General features: G+C 72.4%; 15 protein-coding genes and 1 pseudogene. 7 read left to right on the top strand and 9 right to left on the bottom strand.

Going from position 1 to position 13,346, the window contains the following annotated elements:
* On the bottom strand, window positions 1–204 hold a 204-nt coding region (locus N869_RS08495; protein WP_035060212.1), incomplete at its 3' end, for a hypothetical protein.
* 409 nt (window positions 205–613) lie between these two features.
* Between N869_RS08495 and N869_RS08490 the strand changes: the two genes are divergently transcribed.
* Window positions 614–1,858, top strand: a complete 1,245-nt coding sequence (locus N869_RS08490; RefSeq protein ID WP_198026007.1) for an MFS transporter — start codon at window positions 614–616, stop codon at window positions 1,856–1,858.
* Between the two features lie 44 nt (window positions 1,859–1,902).
* Here the strand turns inward: N869_RS08490 and N869_RS08485 are convergent, their stop codons facing one another.
* The gene (locus N869_RS08485; RefSeq protein ID WP_035060208.1) at window positions 1,903–2,412 is read right to left on the bottom strand and encodes a hypothetical protein; all 510 of its coding nucleotides are present in this window, start codon (window positions 2,410–2,412) and stop codon (window positions 1,903–1,905) included.
* Between the two features lie 158 nt (window positions 2,413–2,570).
* On the opposite strand from N869_RS08485, the gene N869_RS08480 reads away from it, so the two are divergent.
* Window positions 2,571–3,344, top strand: coding sequence for a ParA family protein (locus tag N869_RS08480; protein ID WP_035060205.1), 774 nt, complete (start codon window positions 2,571–2,573; stop codon window positions 3,342–3,344).
* On the opposite strand, the gene N869_RS08475 is transcribed toward N869_RS08480, so the two are convergent.
* Both N869_RS08475 and N869_RS08470 read right to left on the bottom strand, forming a co-directional pair.
* The gene (locus N869_RS08475; protein ID WP_052105264.1) at window positions 3,272–3,946 is read right to left on the bottom strand and encodes a DUF6596 domain-containing protein; all 675 of its coding nucleotides are present in this window, start codon (window positions 3,944–3,946) and stop codon (window positions 3,272–3,274) included. The genes N869_RS08480 and N869_RS08475 overlap by 73 nt on opposite strands.
* Before the next feature lie 150 nt (window positions 3,947–4,096).
* Entirely contained in the window at window positions 4,097–4,504 is a 408-nt protein-coding gene (locus N869_RS08470) for a YciI family protein (protein WP_035060203.1), read from the bottom strand.
* Between the two features lie 231 nt (window positions 4,505–4,735).
* On the opposite strand from N869_RS08470, the gene N869_RS17350 reads away from it, so the two are divergent.
* Window positions 4,736–5,038 carry a hypothetical protein gene (locus tag N869_RS17350; protein WP_156968448.1) on the top strand — a complete coding sequence of 101 codons (303 nt, stop codon included), beginning with the start codon at window positions 4,736–4,738 and terminating at the stop codon, window positions 5,036–5,038.
* Here N869_RS17350 and N869_RS08465 read toward each other — a convergent pair.
* Window positions 4,950–6,005: a DMT family transporter gene (locus N869_RS08465; RefSeq protein ID WP_084136743.1), complete on the bottom strand. Its 1,056-nt coding sequence runs from the start codon at window positions 6,003–6,005 to the stop codon at window positions 4,950–4,952. The two genes, N869_RS17350 and N869_RS08465, sit on opposite strands and share 89 nt — an antisense overlap.
* 40 nt (window positions 6,006–6,045) lie before the next feature.
* Between N869_RS08465 and N869_RS08460 the strand changes: the two genes are divergently transcribed.
* Window positions 6,046–6,540: a MarR family winged helix-turn-helix transcriptional regulator gene (locus N869_RS08460; protein ID WP_035060202.1), complete on the top strand. Its 495-nt coding sequence runs from the start codon at window positions 6,046–6,048 to the stop codon at window positions 6,538–6,540.
* Between the two features lie 24 nt (window positions 6,541–6,564).
* On the opposite strand, the gene dinB is transcribed toward N869_RS08460, so the two are convergent.
* Window positions 6,565–7,875 (bottom strand): DNA polymerase IV, encoded by a 1,311-nt coding sequence (gene dinB / locus N869_RS08455; protein WP_035060200.1) that lies wholly within the window; start codon window positions 7,873–7,875, stop codon window positions 6,565–6,567.
* 173 nt (window positions 7,876–8,048) lie between these two features.
* Here dinB and N869_RS08450 point away from each other — a divergent pair, with 173 nt between their 5' ends.
* A complete protein-coding gene (locus N869_RS08450; RefSeq protein WP_084136740.1) occupies window positions 8,049–9,308 on the top strand; it encodes a sensor histidine kinase in 1,260 nt (419 codons plus the stop codon).
* Between the two features lie 47 nt (window positions 9,309–9,355).
* Window positions 9,356–9,984: pseudogene (locus tag N869_RS08445) on the top strand (response regulator).
* A gap of 13 nt (window positions 9,985–9,997) precedes the next feature.
* Here N869_RS08445 and N869_RS08440 read toward each other — a convergent pair.
* Window positions 9,998–10,822: a methyl-accepting chemotaxis protein gene (locus N869_RS08440; protein WP_035060198.1), complete on the bottom strand. Its 825-nt coding sequence runs from the start codon at window positions 10,820–10,822 to the stop codon at window positions 9,998–10,000.
* Between the two features lie 85 nt (window positions 10,823–10,907).
* Entirely contained in the window at window positions 10,908–11,450 is a 543-nt protein-coding gene (locus tag N869_RS08435) for a PAS domain-containing protein (RefSeq protein ID WP_035060196.1), read from the bottom strand.
* A 155-nt stretch (window positions 11,451–11,605) separates the two neighbouring features.
* Between N869_RS08435 and N869_RS08430 the strand changes: the two genes are divergently transcribed.
* Window positions 11,606–11,938, top strand: a complete 333-nt coding sequence (locus N869_RS08430; RefSeq protein ID WP_035060194.1) for an antibiotic biosynthesis monooxygenase family protein — start codon at window positions 11,606–11,608, stop codon at window positions 11,936–11,938.
* A gap of 192 nt (window positions 11,939–12,130) precedes the next feature.
* On the opposite strand, the gene N869_RS08425 is transcribed toward N869_RS08430, so the two are convergent.
* Complete coding sequence (locus N869_RS08425) at window positions 12,131–12,787, bottom strand: nucleoside/nucleotide kinase family protein (protein ID WP_035060192.1); 657 nt, start codon at window positions 12,785–12,787, stop codon at window positions 12,131–12,133.
* Window positions 12,788–13,346 lie beyond the last annotated feature (559 nt).

Below are 13,346 nucleotides of genomic sequence, written 5' to 3'. Positions count from 1 at the left end.
CGCCCGCCGCCACCGGCGGGTCCCGCTGACGGGCGCGTCCTCGGTGAGGCGGAACCTGCGCGCCGCCTGGTCCAGGACGAGCCATCCGGCCCCGTCGAGCCCCTGCAGCGCCGCCCTTCCCGTGCTCCACGCCTCGGGGTCGTCGCTGCACGCGGCCTCGGCGAGCCGTCCGGCGAGCGCACGTGCCTCGGGGTGGCTGATCACAGGGCAATCATGTCCGGAACGGCCGGGGTCGAGCAGCGTCATTGACCGGTCACTGGCGGACGCGGCTGAGCACGGGTTCCGGCCGGCGCCCCGCGACCTCAGCTCGTGGTGCCAGAGGCAGGCGCGCGCCGTCGCCCCCGAGTGGGACCGTTCTGTTGCGCTTTCCGTTACGGAACGGTCCCACTCCGCTGGTGATGAGGCGGCGCGTGGCGCGCGGCGAGGGGACGAGGTGGTGAGGCGGCGCGCGGCGGGGCGGCGCGCGGCGAGGGGGTGCTGTGGTGAGAGACGAAGGGCGAGGGGGGCGGCCACGGGTGACGGGACTGTCATGGCCGGTGGGGGTCGTGTCACCGGGCACACTGACCTGGTGCCGGATGCCACTCCTCCTCTCCAAGCAGCCTCTCCTTCGCCGTTGCGGATCCCGGACTTCCGGCGGTTGCTGGGTTCCGGTGCTGCTGAGACGGCCAGTGACCAGGTGGTCAAGGGGGTCCTGCCGGTGGTGGCGGTCTCCACGCTCGGTGCGGGGGCCACGGCCGTCGGGGTGATCAACGCGGCGTCGATGGTCGCGTTCCTGCTGGTGTCGGTGCCGGTGGGGGTGTGGATCGACCGGGTGTCGCGCACCCGGGTGATGACCGGTGCGGCGCTCGTGCGGGCCGTCGTGGTGCTGGCTGTCCCGCTGCTGTACGTGGCTGACGCCCTGACGGTGACGGCGATCGTGGTGGTGGCCCTGGTGATCGGGGTGGCGGACGTGTTCTTCACGACGAGCTCGTCGGCGCTGATGCCGGGGATCGTCCCGCAGGACCGGTTGCCCGACGCCTACGCCCGCCGTCAGTCGGTGGACACCACCGTGGCGGTGGCGACCCCGGCGGTGGCGGCGGTGCTGCTGAGGGTGGTGGGTGGCCCGTTCACGATGGTTTTGGCGTCCGCGTCGTACGTGTGCTCGGCGTTGTCGCTGCGGCGCATCAGGCCCGCTCACGTCCCGGCACCTGCCGAGGGTGCGCCCCGGTTCTGGGCGAGCCTGCGTGAGGGGTTCGGGTTCACCGTCCGTCAGCCGTTGGTGCGGGCGCTGGTCGGGTCGGGGATGCTGCTCAACGCTGCGGCGATCTTCGGGGCGGCGGCCGAGGTGGTGTACGCCCTGAACGTGCTGGGCATCGACCCGGCGGTGCTGGTCGCGACCGAGGCCCTGGGTGCCCTGGGTGGTCTGGCGGCGTCGCTGGTGGCTGCGCCGGTGGTGCGGCGCGCGGGCATCGGACGCACGTACATGGTCGCGTGCCTGGTGGGTGGGCTGGTGGTGCTGGTGCTGCCCCTGTCACCGGTGCTCGGGATCCCCCCGGTGGTGGCTGTGGCCGTGGTGGCGGGTGGGTGGTCGTTCAGCGTGGTGACGGCGGCCGTCGCCAAAGCCGGCGTGGTCCCGGCCCTCACGCCGCCGGCGATGCTGGGGCGCGTGATGTCCAACGCGCAGTTCTTCACCCTGGGGGTCATGCCGGTCGCCGCCGTCGCCGGGGGTCTCGTGGCCGACGTCGCCGGACCCGAGGTCGCGCTCTACATCTGGGCCGGTGCAGCGGTGCTCGCGCTGGTCCCCATCGCCCTGTCGCCCATGCGCAGCTGGGTGACCCCACCGTCACCGAGTGGGACCGATCTGTTGCGCTTTCCGTAACGGAACGGTCCCACTCGACTGGTGGTGGGGCGACCCTCGAGGGGTCAGCGGCGCGTGATGCGCATCTCTGCCGAGAGCCGGCGCCGGGCCCGCCGGGCGACGTAGGCCGTCACCGGCCACAGGAGCGGTGCGGTGAGCGCGCGCGGGCCCGTGCGGAGGTGGGCGTGCTCGACCCAGGTGACGCGGCACGTCGTCGGCCCCGTGGGGTGGACGTGGACGGTCCGTGCCCCGTCGAGCACGGGCCCGAGGCGGCGCAGGACCATGACGCCGGCGGCGTCGGGGGCTCCTTCGGTGTCAGCGAGGTCGGGCTGCGGGGGGTCGAGGCGCTCGGCCTGCATCCGGTCCACGAGCCCCCCTCCCCACGACCGCGGGCCGACGGCGGTGTTGAGTGTGTCGCCGACCTGGAGGGCGCCCGCTGCGTCGACCCGGGTCCACGGCACCCGCCGTGGGTGGTTGCGCACGTCGGTGACCAGGGCCCATGCCCGTTCGGCGGAGATCGGCAGCTCAGTGCCCCTCCGGGCGGCGGGGCGTGGGCGTACGGGTGGCTGGGTCATGGGGGTGTCTCCTCGGGGGCTGTGACGCGTGTTGAACGTACCCCTCGCGCACGCGTGGCTCGGGTGAGCCGGGGGAGTGGCGTCGGCCACCGGTGGCCGGGGGCCCGGTCCGGGCCTAGCGTCGTGATCACGTCGCGTCGAGCTGCCGGGAGCCGTGGATGAAGGTCGTCGCCGTCTTCAGCGTCAAGGGTGGGGTGGGCAAGACGTCCGCCGCCGTGAACCTCGCGTGGAGCTCCTCACGGGAGCAGCGGACCGTGCTGTGGGACCTCGACCCGCAGGGTGGCGCCACGTACCTGCTGGGTCTCACGCCCAAGCAGAAGGCCAAGGCCGACATCCACGCCCTGGTCAAGGGCAAGACCGACCTGGTCGACGTGGTGCGCTCGACCGGTGACGGGGCGCTCGACGTGATCCCGGCGCACGACAGCTACAGCGCGCTGGACCTGGAGCTGGACGCGACCAAACGTCCTGAGCGGCAGCTCGACAAGCTTCTCGGCTCCCTGAAGAAGCACGACGTGGCGGTCCTCGACTGCCCCCCGGGCATGTCACTGCTGTCGGACGCGATCCTGCGCGCCGCGGACGTCGTGGTCGCGCCCCTGGTCCCCTCACCGCTCACCATGCGGTCCCTGGACCAGGTCACCGACATGGTGGCGGGCATGAAGAAGAAGCGGCCGACGGTCGTGGGCTTCTTGTCGATGGTCGACCGCCGCAAGACGATCCACCGCGACCTGGCCCAGACGCTGCCGCAGGAGTCGGAGCACGTGATCGACGTGGTGGTCCCGGCCTCCACCACGGTGGAGCGGATGGGTGTGGAGCGGGCCCCGATCGCCACGTTCGCCCCCCGCAGCGCCCCGACGCGGGCCTACGGGGAGCTGTGGACGGGCGTGCGGTCGGCGCTGTCGCTACCTCGGCCTGGTTCTGGCGTGGAGGCGTGACGCCTGCCGGGTGAGGTGGTCCCGCTCGGCGCTGCTCTGCGCGCGGCGTGCCCGACCGCGACGGCACGGTTGAGCCGGGCGACAGGGCTGTCGGTCAACCGCACGAGCTCGTCGTACCACTCCAGGACCTGGACCCAGTCGGTCTGCTCCACCGTGGGGGCGTCGGCGTGCAACGCGGCGATCGCCGCCTGGGCCTGGTACTCGCCCAACCGGTCCCGGGCCAGGGCCGCCTGCAGGATCGTGACGCCCTCGGCGATCAGCGCCGTGTCCCACCGGGTGCGGTCCTGATCGGCCAGGGGCACGAGTGCACCGTCGGCCGTGGTCCGGGCGTCACGTCGTGCCTGGTGCAGCAGCATCAGCGCGAGCAGCCCGCACACCTCCGGGTGGTCGAGGAGTCGCGCGAGCCCGCGAGTCAGGCGGATCGCCTCGGGCACCAGGTACGCCCGCGCGATCTGAGCGGTGGTGAGCCCTCCGACGGCGCGGAGGGTGAGCGCCACCGCGGTACCCGGGGACAACGACGGGTGCGCGCAGAGGAAGTACAGCCACAGGGTGTCGTCGGTGTCGGCCGCAGGAGCCGGGGGAGGCGCTGCGTCGACCGCCACCTCCCGTCGTCGTCGGGCGTCCTCGGCTCGCACCGCGTCGAGGAAGCGGCGCCATGCGACGGCGACCAGCCACCCCTTGGTGTCCCGCGGCGGACGAGGACGCCGATCACCTCCGGGATGAGCCGCCGGAGCAGGGCCTCGTCCACGGACTCACTCGGTGATCGTCGGTGGTCCGGTCAGGAACGGCCGGACCTCCAACCACTCGTGGATCGGTCGACCCCCCGCCCCCGGCGCCGCCGACAGCTCCCCGGCGAGCTCCACCGCGCGCTCCTGGGTCTCCACGTCGATGACCATCCAGCCGGCGATCAGGTCCTTGGTCTCGGGGAACGGGCCGTCGGTGACCGGTGGGCGGCCCTCGCCGTCGTACCGGACCCACATCCCGTCCGGGGAGAGGGCCTGGCTGTCGACGTACTCCCCGGTCGTCTCGAGCCGCGCCGCGAAGTCCTCCATGAACCGGACGTGCGCGGTGACCTCGTCCGGGGTCCACCGTTCCATCGGCACGTCGTTCGCCGCCGCCGGTGCGCCGCTGTAGTGCTTGAGAAGCAGGTATTTCGCCATCGGAGGTCTCCTCACTGCCCGGTGCGGCCATTGTGGTCGCGCTCACGACGGGGACGGAGCCGACGACCGGTTCTCGACATCACGAGCGCCTGCGCTCGCCACCCATCCAGCGATGATGCCCGTGTGGGACCGTTCCGTTGCGGATTTCGCAACCGGTCGGTCCCACCGCGCCCGCTACCCGCGGTCGACGAGGCCGGAACCTCGTCGCGGCACTGACCTCGGGACTCACGCGTGTGCCTGACCTTGGAGGGGATGTTCCGGCCCTCGGTCGCGTGGGTGAACGACGGCGAGCACCTCGCTGTGATCGCGGGCGGGAGCAGCAGCTGCCCCAACGTCGCCAACGGCGTCGAGGTGACAGGTCCCGGCGAGCTCGCGGTCACCATCGGGCCCAAGTACCCCGACCAGGCCCACTGCACAGCCGACGCGACGCGTCACGTCACCGTGATCAGGCTGCCGGGCGGCATCTCGCCGACGGAGTCCCTGACCGTCCACTTCGACGACGCCAGCGTGACGCTCGACCCGGTCCAGGGCTGACGGGACGAGCCGGTGCGTCACTGCTCGGTGCGTCACTGCTCGGTGCGTCACTGCCCGGTGCGTCACTGCCCGGTGCATCACTGCTCGGTGAGGACCACGGCGCTGCGACCCCGGGCCGGCGTGGGCGGGACTGCTGGCCGAGGGCGATGCCGAGGAGGACCAGGCCCATCCCGGCGGCCTGCTGGACGGTGAGCCGTTCAGCTGCGACGAGGGTGCCGAGCAGCACACCTGTGACGGGGTTGAGCAGCCCGATGAGGCCCACGGCACCGGCGTCGAGGTGCGCGAGGCCCGAGAACCAGGCCCAGTAGGCCAGGGCCGTGGCGACCAGGCTGAGGAACGCGAACCCTGCGGCCTGCGTGGCGTCCAGGACCGGCGGGGTGCCCTCGACGACGAGGGCGACGGGGGCGAGGAGCAGGCCGCCGGCGAGCAGCTGCCAGGACGCCAACGGGAGTGGGCTGACCTGGCCGGCCCACCGCTTGGACAGGACGAAACCCAGCGACGACATGAGCATCGCGGTGACCGACGCGACCACACCCCACGGGTCTGTGCGCTGCGCGCCGGTCAGGAGCATCGCGCACACCCCGACAAACCCGAGGGTCGCGCCGAGCACGGGCAGCACCCGGGGACGTTCACCGAGCAGGGGCCACGCGAGCGCCATCATCATCGCCGGGGCGACGGCCATGAGCATCGCTGCGACGCTCGACGGCAAGAGCTGGGCCGCGACGTACACCAGGACGAAGAACGCCCCGATGTTGAGGGCGCCGAGCACCGTCGCCCGCCACCACCACGCCCCCCGCGGCAGTGTGCGGGTCAGGAGCAGCAGCATCAGCCCCGCCGGCAGGGCCCGGATCGCCGCGCCCCACAGCGCGTGGTCGGCGGGCAGGAGCTGGCGGGTGACGACGTAGCTGGCGCCCCAGCTGACGGGTGCGATCGCCGTGAGAGCCACCCACCGCCAGTTACCTTCCACGGAAGGGAAACTATCTTCCTGGGAAGGTATGGTCAATGTCATGGTGTACGACGACCGTGTGGGGCGCATCCAGCAGGCGTGGCACCGCGAGCGCCCGGACCTCGACGTCGCACCGCAGGGGATCTTCGGACGGTTGCACCGGCTGGCCGCAGCCCTGCGGGAGGAGCTGCTCGTGGTCTACGCGCAGTTCGGGCTGGGTGAGGGGGAGTTCGACGTGCTCGCCACCCTCCGGCGGGCGGGCCACCCGTTCGAGCGTGCTCCCGGTGACCTCGCCGAGCACACGATGGTGACCACGGGCGCGATGACCAAGCGGGTGGACCGGCTCGTCGACGCGGGCCTGGTCACCCGGCGGCGCAGCGACGTCGACGGTCGCGGTCGGGTCGTGGCGCTCACGCCCCAGGGGCTGGACCTGATCGACCGTGCGATGACCGCGCACATGGCCAACGAGCACCGCCTCCTGGGACCGCTCACCGAGGCCGACCGGCGTGAGCTCGAGCGTCTGCTCGCCCAGTGGTTGGCCGTCCACGAGGGGTGATCGGCGCGGGTCCGGCTGTCTTGCTCACGCACGGCGCTCCGATGGTTGATCGTCCCCGGCCCGCGTCGTCGGGCCGGTGTCCAGCTCCCGCTCCGCGAGCTCGCGGAACTCGTCGGGCACGGTCTGGCCGCGACGCATCAGCGCCGGCAGGTAGCCCACGGCGTCGGTGCCGAAGCGCTCGCGGATCGCGTCCATCTGACCGTCGACGGCCCGACGGGAGGCGCCGGTGCGGGAGCCCGGTCGCCAGGGGTCCGGTGGCGGGAGCTCGAGCTCGAGCTGCAGGGCGTGCTGCTGGTCGAGCTTGCTCACCGACATCCCGAGCAGGGTGATCTCGGGCCGTCCGGCCTCCTCGATCGCCCCGGTGGCGAGCTGTTCGGCGACCTCGGTGAGCGTGAGGGTCGTGGCCACGGGTTGGCTGAGGGTGCGCGCACGGGTGACCGACCGCATGCCCGCGAACCGCACGCGCACCGTGATGGTGCGCCCCGCTGTTCCCGTGGCCCGCAATCGGCGGGAGACCCGGTCGGCCAGGTGCGACAGCACCGCCCGCAGCAGCTCGGGTTCGGGGGAGCGGCGCCCCAGGGCCGACTGCGCACCCACCGACCGGGACCGGCGTGCGGTCACCACCCGTCGGGTGTCCTCGTCGTGGGCCATGGCCAGGAGCTTGTGCCCGACGGCGTGCCCCACCAGCCGTTCCACGGTTGACGACGGGGTCGCGGTCAGCTGACCGATCGTGGTGATGCCGTGGGAGGCGAGGCGGGCCTGGTGCACGGGCCCGACGCCCCAGATCAGCCCCACGGGCAACGGGTCGAGGAACTCGCGCTCGGTGCCAGGGGTCACGACCACCAGTCCGTCCGGCTTGGCGACCTGCGAGGCGATCTTCGCCAGGTGCTTGGTGCGCGCCGCACCCACGGAGATGGGTAGCCCGATCTCCTCGCGCACCCGGGCGCGGATGGTGCGGGCGATGTGTTCGGGCGCCCCGAACAGGTGGGTGGACCCGGCGACGTCGAGGAACGCCTCGTCGATCGAGACCCGCTCGACCAGCGGTGTGACGTCGGCGAGCACCGTCATCACCGCGTCGCCCAGCCGTTGGTACTCCCTGAAGCTCCCGCGCACGAACGTCAGCTCGGGGCACAGGCGGGCGGCGCGCCACCCGGGCATCCCGCCCTGCACCCCGAACGCCTTCGCCTCGTACGACGCCGCGAGCACCACGCCACCCGTGGGCCTACCCCCCACCGCGATCGGTCGACCGCGCAGGGCAGGGTCCAGCAGCTGCTCGACCGAGGCGTAGAACGCGTCCAGGTCGGCGTGCAGGATCGTCGCGCCACTGACGGGCATGGCCCCACAGTAGTCGAACAGGTGTTCGAGCAGGAGGGGGTGGCCACCGATCGGTTCCGCTGTGGGAACGGCCTGACGTGGCGACGGTCGGGGCGTCCTCATCCTCGAAGAGGGGGTGCGGTCGATACCCCGGTATCGGGACCATGGGCGGGGACGCGGCCTAGCCTGACGTCATGAGCTCCCAGGTCAGTGGCCGTGCAGTGCCCACGGCCCGTGAGGTCGGTGCCTCGCTCGTCCGGCCCTTGACCTCGCGTGAGGTCCCTGAACCACCGCGCACGTCCCTGGGTCGGTGGTCTCCGTGGCTCGTCCCGGTCTTTGCGGTGGTCCCCCTGCTCCAGGCCTTCGACCTGGCCACCCGGCCCGACGACCTCTTGCTGAACGGACCCCTCGCGATGGCGTTCGTCGTGGGCGCCGTGGCGCTCGCCATCCTCGGCCGACGTCCGCTGCCGGCGTGGCGGGTGTCGGGGGCGTCGGTGCTCATGTGGATGCTGCTCGACGGCAACCAGGGCCACGACGCGGTGGTGGTCCCCATGTCGCTGACCGGCACCTTCGTCCTCGCGGCGCTCGTGGTGGTGTCCCGGCACCGTCGGGCCCTGGGGTGGGGGGTGTGGGGGTGGACGGCCGCGCTGCTCGTGCTCGGCGCGTCCACCTGGGAGGTCCTGCCGCACGTGATGGTCCTGACGCTGGTGGTGCTGCTGATCGACACCCTCAGGCAGCGGGCCGGGGCGCGGGCCGAGGTCGCGCTCGAACGGTCCGCCCGGGTCGAGGAGCAGGAGCACAGCCTGGTGCTCGAGGAGCGGGCGCGCATCGCCCGGGACCTGCACGACGTCGTCGCGCACCACATGTCGATGGTCGCGGTGCAGGCGGAGACCGCGCAGTACCGGCTGGTCGGGGTGGACACCCCGGTGCAGGACGAGTTCGCGTCGATCGCCCGGTCCGCGCGGTCCGCGCTCGGCGACGTGCGGGGCATCCTCACTGTGCTGCGTGCGACCGGTGCGGAGGTCGAGCGTGCCCCCCAACCGACCCTCCGGGACCTCGACGCCCTGGCGCACGCCGCGCGGGCAGCGGGGGCCCCGGTGCGGGTCGCTGTGCGAGGGCGTACCCGCCCGTTGCCCGCGACCGTGGAGATCGCCGCGTACCGCATCGTCCAGGAGTCCCTCGCCAACGCGACCCGTCACGCGCGTGGTGCGGCCGTCGAGGTTCTTCTCGACTACCGGGACCGTCACCTCCAGGTGACCGTGACCAACGGTCCGGGCCGTGCGGCAGCCCCCGCCCCCGACGCCGGCAGCGCCGGGCAGCGTGGTGGTGGGCACGGCCTGGTGGGGATGCGTGAACGGGCGCACCTGCTGGAAGGGGAGCTCGTCGCGACCCCGACGCCCGACGGTGGCTTCCAGGTCGCCGCGACCCTGCCGACGGAGGTGGCTCCCAGGTGACCGACGACTCCCAGCCGATCAGCGTGCTCGTGGTCGACGACCAGGCGATGGTGCGTGAGGGCTTCTCCGCCCTGCTCGCAGCCCAGGACGGCATCGAGGTCGTGGGCGTGGCCGCCGACGGCGCCGCAGCCGTCACCCAGGCCACGGGCCTGGCACCGGACGTCGTCGTCATGGACATCCGCATGCCGCGCATGGACAGCATCGAGGCGACCCGGCGCATCGTCGGCCAGGCGCCACCGGGTGCCGTCCACGTGCTGGTCCTGCGACGTTCGACCTCGACGACTACGTGGTCGAGGCCCTGCGCGCCGGGGCCAGCGGGTTCCTCCTCAAGGACGCCGAGGCCGCCCAGCTCACCGAGGCGGTGCGCGTGGTCGCCCGGGGTGACGCGCTCCTCGCCCCGGCCGTCACCAAGCGGCTCATCGCCACCTACCTGCAGACCCACAGGACGCCCCCCGCACCGCAGGGCGCCCTCGACGACCTCACGCCCCGTGAGCGGGAGGTCCTCGTCCTGATCGCCGAGGGCCTGTCCAACCAGGAGATCGCCGGGTACCTACACCTCGCGGAACCCACGGTCAAGACCCACGTCAGCCACGTCCTCGGCAAGTGCGGGCTGCGCGACCGCGCCCAGGCGGTGATCCTCGCCTACGAGTCCGGGCTGGTGCAGGCCGGCCGTTGACGCCTGGACCGGCCTACGGCGTGAAACGTCCGATCTCGGCGTGGAGCACCTCGGCCATCTGCGACAGGCCTCCACCATCGCCACCGGCGGCGCTCGCCACCCCGGCGATCTGGGCGTTCATGTGATGGACCATCTCTGAGATCCGTTCGATGCGCTCGATCGCGGTGGCAGTCGCCTGGTGCACGGCCTCGACCTGTTCGGCGATCTCGTTGGAGGAGCGCGCCGACTCGTCGGCCAGCTTCTTCACCTCGGCGGCGACCACCGCGAACCCCCGACCCGCGTCACCGGCACGCGCTGCCTCGATGGTGGCGTTGAGCGCGAGCATCCGCGTGCGGTCCGCGACCTCGGCGATCACCGTGACGGCGCGGTGGATCTGCTCAGAACCGCGTTCCAGTCCCCGAACCGTGGCGACCGCCCTGTCGGCCTCCTCCACCCCGGCCAGCGCCGAGAGCGTCAGCTCGGCGGCCGCTGCACCCAGCTCGGTGGAGGCTGCGGCGACCTGCCCGGAGACGGCAACAGCCTGGTCGGCCAGCTGTTCGCGCTCCAGACGCTGCGTGGCCATCACGCGCGCGTCGTCCTCCATGGAACGACGCGCGGCGTCGATCCGGGCCGCGCCCTCCTGCAGTGCCCCGGGCATGCCGACGGTCAGGAACCGCCGGTGAAACCGCCCCTGACCGGCCGAGGTGAGTACGGCACCCGACTCGCGGACGTAGGCGTCGACGAGGTCGAGCACGTCGTTGAAGCGGCGGCGAACCTCGCTGAGGTCCCCGGGGCCGTCCAGGGGGGGCACGCGTTCCTCCAGGTCGCCCTGCGCGCTGCGGCCGAGGGTGTGGGCCATGGTCGCGATCCCAGCACGGTATGCGTCGAGCTCGGACGCGCAGCCGCAGGCATTCCCGCTGGTGCGTCGACTTCCAAGGCCCATGTCAGCTCTCTCCGTCGCTGATCGTCGCCCAGACGAACTCGTCATAGCTTTGGTCGCGCTCCTGCAGGGTCGTGGCGAGCGCTGCGCGCGAAGCGTCCAGACCGTCCCGTGTGCTCGCCGCGGCCCGCTCCAGTCCTCGCAGGTGGTCGTAGAGCGGGCTGATGACCTGCAGGGCCCGACGGTCGGCGTGCCGACGGTTGGAGTGGTAGCCCGTCGTCCGGCCGCGGCGGTCCGTGCTGGGCGTCACGTGCGCCAGGACCCAGTAGTGGGCTCCGTCCGCAGCGAGGTTGTTCACGTAGGCGAAGATCTCCTGCCCCTGCCCGATCGTTCGCCACATGAGCTCGAACACCGCGCGCGGCATGTCCGGGTGCCGCACGATGCTGTGGGCACGGCCGATCACCTCGTCCTCCCGGTACCGGGAGATCTCGAGGAACGTGTGGTTCACGTAGGTGATCCGACCCTTCGGGTCGGTCTTGGACACGATGACCGAGTCGGGGGACACGGTCCGTTCGACGCCGGTCGGTTCGATGGCAGGTCGACGCATCAGGCCTCCCGCTGGGTGAGGTTCTGCACGAACGTTCATCGGCACGTGATGGGCGACTATGAGGTCTTTCACCCCTCCGGGGACGGTTTGGCGCTTCTTGTGCTGGTGCGCCCCACGGTTGGGCCCGCTGAGCGGGAGAAAGGCAGAATCGACCCATGAGCACCGTGAAGATCAATGCGATCACCGTGCCCGAGGGCAGCGGTGACGAGCTGGCGCGCCGGTTCGCGGCCCGGGCGGGTGCGGTCGACGGGCAGGACGGCTTCGAGGGCTTCGAGCTCCTCGCGCCCACCGACGAGCGCACCACGTGGCTGGTCGTGACCCGGTGGCGGGACGAGGACGCGTTCCAGGCGTGGGTGTCGTCCCCGGCGTTCGGGCACGGGCACCGGGGTTCCGGTGAGGGCGGCGAGCAGCGTCCCGTCGCCGTCACAAGCGAGCTGTGGTCCTACCGGGTGGCCGGCGGCTCGGCGGGCGCAGAACACACCGACTGACGACGTACAACTGCGGCGCCTGGCGGCCGGGCCCACGGGTCACCAGACCCGCGGGCCCGCCCACACGCGCCCCGGGTGCGTGACAACGGGACCGATCTGTTTCGGATTCCGCAACGGATCGGTCCCGTTCCGGCCTGGCCCACGCCTCGCTCGGCTGGCGCCTGGCCTGGCCGACGGTCCGGGAGTCCGCCCTCAGCCCGCGCGGTCGACCATTCGTGGGCGGATGACGTCGGTGTTGTCGACGACGAACGTCGCGCGTGTCTCGGGATCTGCGTCGGCCAGGTACAGTCGCTGGCCCTCGACGTAGCGACGGTTGGCCGGGTCGTCAGGGTCTGCGGGGAACCCGTCGCGAGCTGCCATCCGCGCGAACGTGGTCTCGAACGGCACCCGCAGGAACACCGAGGCGTCCCAGGTCCCGACCAGCTCCGGGCGGTGCAGGAAGATCCCGTCGACGAGCACGATCGTCCCGTCCGGGACCTCGACCCCTGGTCCGTCGACCGCGACGTCGGCCCGGTGGTCGAAGGCCGCGGTCCGGATGGTCCGTGAACCGTCCGGACGGAGCGGGTCGACGACGAGGCGTCGGAACGCCTCGAGGTCGTAGGAGTCCTCGTAGAAGCCCCGGGGTGAGGTGCGTCCCTGCCGGTACCGCTGGTCGCGCGGGCGGTGGAACCCGTCGACCGAGACCTGGACCACGTCGCGACCCTCAGCCTGCAGCTCGCTCGCGAGTGCGTCGGCGAACATCGTCTTGCCGGCACCGTCGACGCCGTCGATCCCCACGAGCGGCGTCGGGCCGTCCAGGGCGTGGAGGTGCGTGGTGATCAGGCTGAGCACAGCCGTGCGGGTCGTCATGGGCGCGACTGTGTCACGTGCGCTCCGTCGATGGTCACGAGTCCTGGACCCCTCGACGGCACGTCGGCTGGCGTGCGTCCTGTATTGCCGGTGCAGGGGTGTCCACTCCAGCAGGCCAGAGCGGGACCGATCTGTTTCGGATTCCGCAACCTGTTTCGGATTCCGCAACGGATCGGTCCCGCTCGGCCCGGCCGGGCGTGTGCATGGTCGAGCGTTGGCCCGGACGGGCACTTGCCGCACGGTGGGGCCGCGTTCATCCGCCGGACCGGGCCGTCCGGCGGTACGCTGCACGTGCTTCGGTGACCAGACCGGGGCCGCCGCAGCGAGTGCGGCGGCCGGTGGACGCACCTGGCGCCGTGCCGTGAACACGTGCGCACCCCCTGCCGGCGGTGCGAGTGGCGGCACGTCGGACGCCGGGCGCGGTCTGTGCGCCGTGCCTCTGGTCGGCACACGTGCCCCGGGGGGTCGGGTCGGCCCGTGTGCGGCTGCACCCGGTGCCGGCGCGTACCGCAGCAGCGGTGCGCACGCGACGAAGGAGGAGAAGTGGGACGACCAGCCC

Source organism: Cellulomonas bogoriensis 69B4 = DSM 16987, from assembly GCF_000767165.1.
In the GTDB taxonomy this organism is placed as follows: domain Bacteria; phylum Actinomycetota; class Actinomycetes; order Actinomycetales; family Cellulomonadaceae; genus Actinotalea; species Actinotalea bogoriensis.
The sequence above is the reverse complement of the archived record's forward strand: the minus strand, read 5'-3'. Positions and strand labels throughout refer to the sequence as shown.

What these genes read in the sequence shown, in the direction of transcription:
- dinB (WP_035060200.1), bottom strand. Translation starts at nt 7,875, where the DNA reads ATGCCCGTCAGTGGCGCGACGATCCTGCACGCCGACCTGGACGCGTTC.
- N869_RS08425 (WP_035060192.1), bottom strand. Translation starts at nt 12,787, where the DNA reads ATGACGACCCGCACGGCTGTGCTCAGCCTGATCACCACGCACCTCCAC.
- N869_RS08485 (WP_035060208.1), bottom strand. Translation starts at nt 2,412, where the DNA reads ATGACCCAGCCACCCGTACGCCCACGCCCCGCCGCCCGGAGGGGCACT.
- N869_RS08430 (WP_035060194.1), top strand. Translation starts at nt 11,606, where the DNA reads ATGAGCACCGTGAAGATCAATGCGATCACCGTGCCCGAGGGCAGCGGT.
- N869_RS08470 (WP_035060203.1), bottom strand. Translation starts at nt 4,504, where the DNA reads ATGGCGAAATACCTGCTTCTCAAGCACTACAGCGGCGCACCGGCGGCG.
- N869_RS08460 (WP_035060202.1), top strand. Translation starts at nt 6,046, where the DNA reads ATGGTGTACGACGACCGTGTGGGGCGCATCCAGCAGGCGTGGCACCGC.
- N869_RS08480 (WP_035060205.1), top strand. Translation starts at nt 2,571, where the DNA reads ATGAAGGTCGTCGCCGTCTTCAGCGTCAAGGGTGGGGTGGGCAAGACG.
- N869_RS08435 (WP_035060196.1), bottom strand. Translation starts at nt 11,450, where the DNA reads ATGCGTCGACCTGCCATCGAACCGACCGGCGTCGAACGGACCGTGTCC.
- N869_RS08440 (WP_035060198.1), bottom strand. Translation starts at nt 10,822, where the DNA reads ATGGCCCACACCCTCGGCCGCAGCGCGCAGGGCGACCTGGAGGAACGC.
- N869_RS08450 (WP_084136740.1), top strand. Translation starts at nt 8,049, where the DNA reads ATGAGCTCCCAGGTCAGTGGCCGTGCAGTGCCCACGGCCCGTGAGGTC.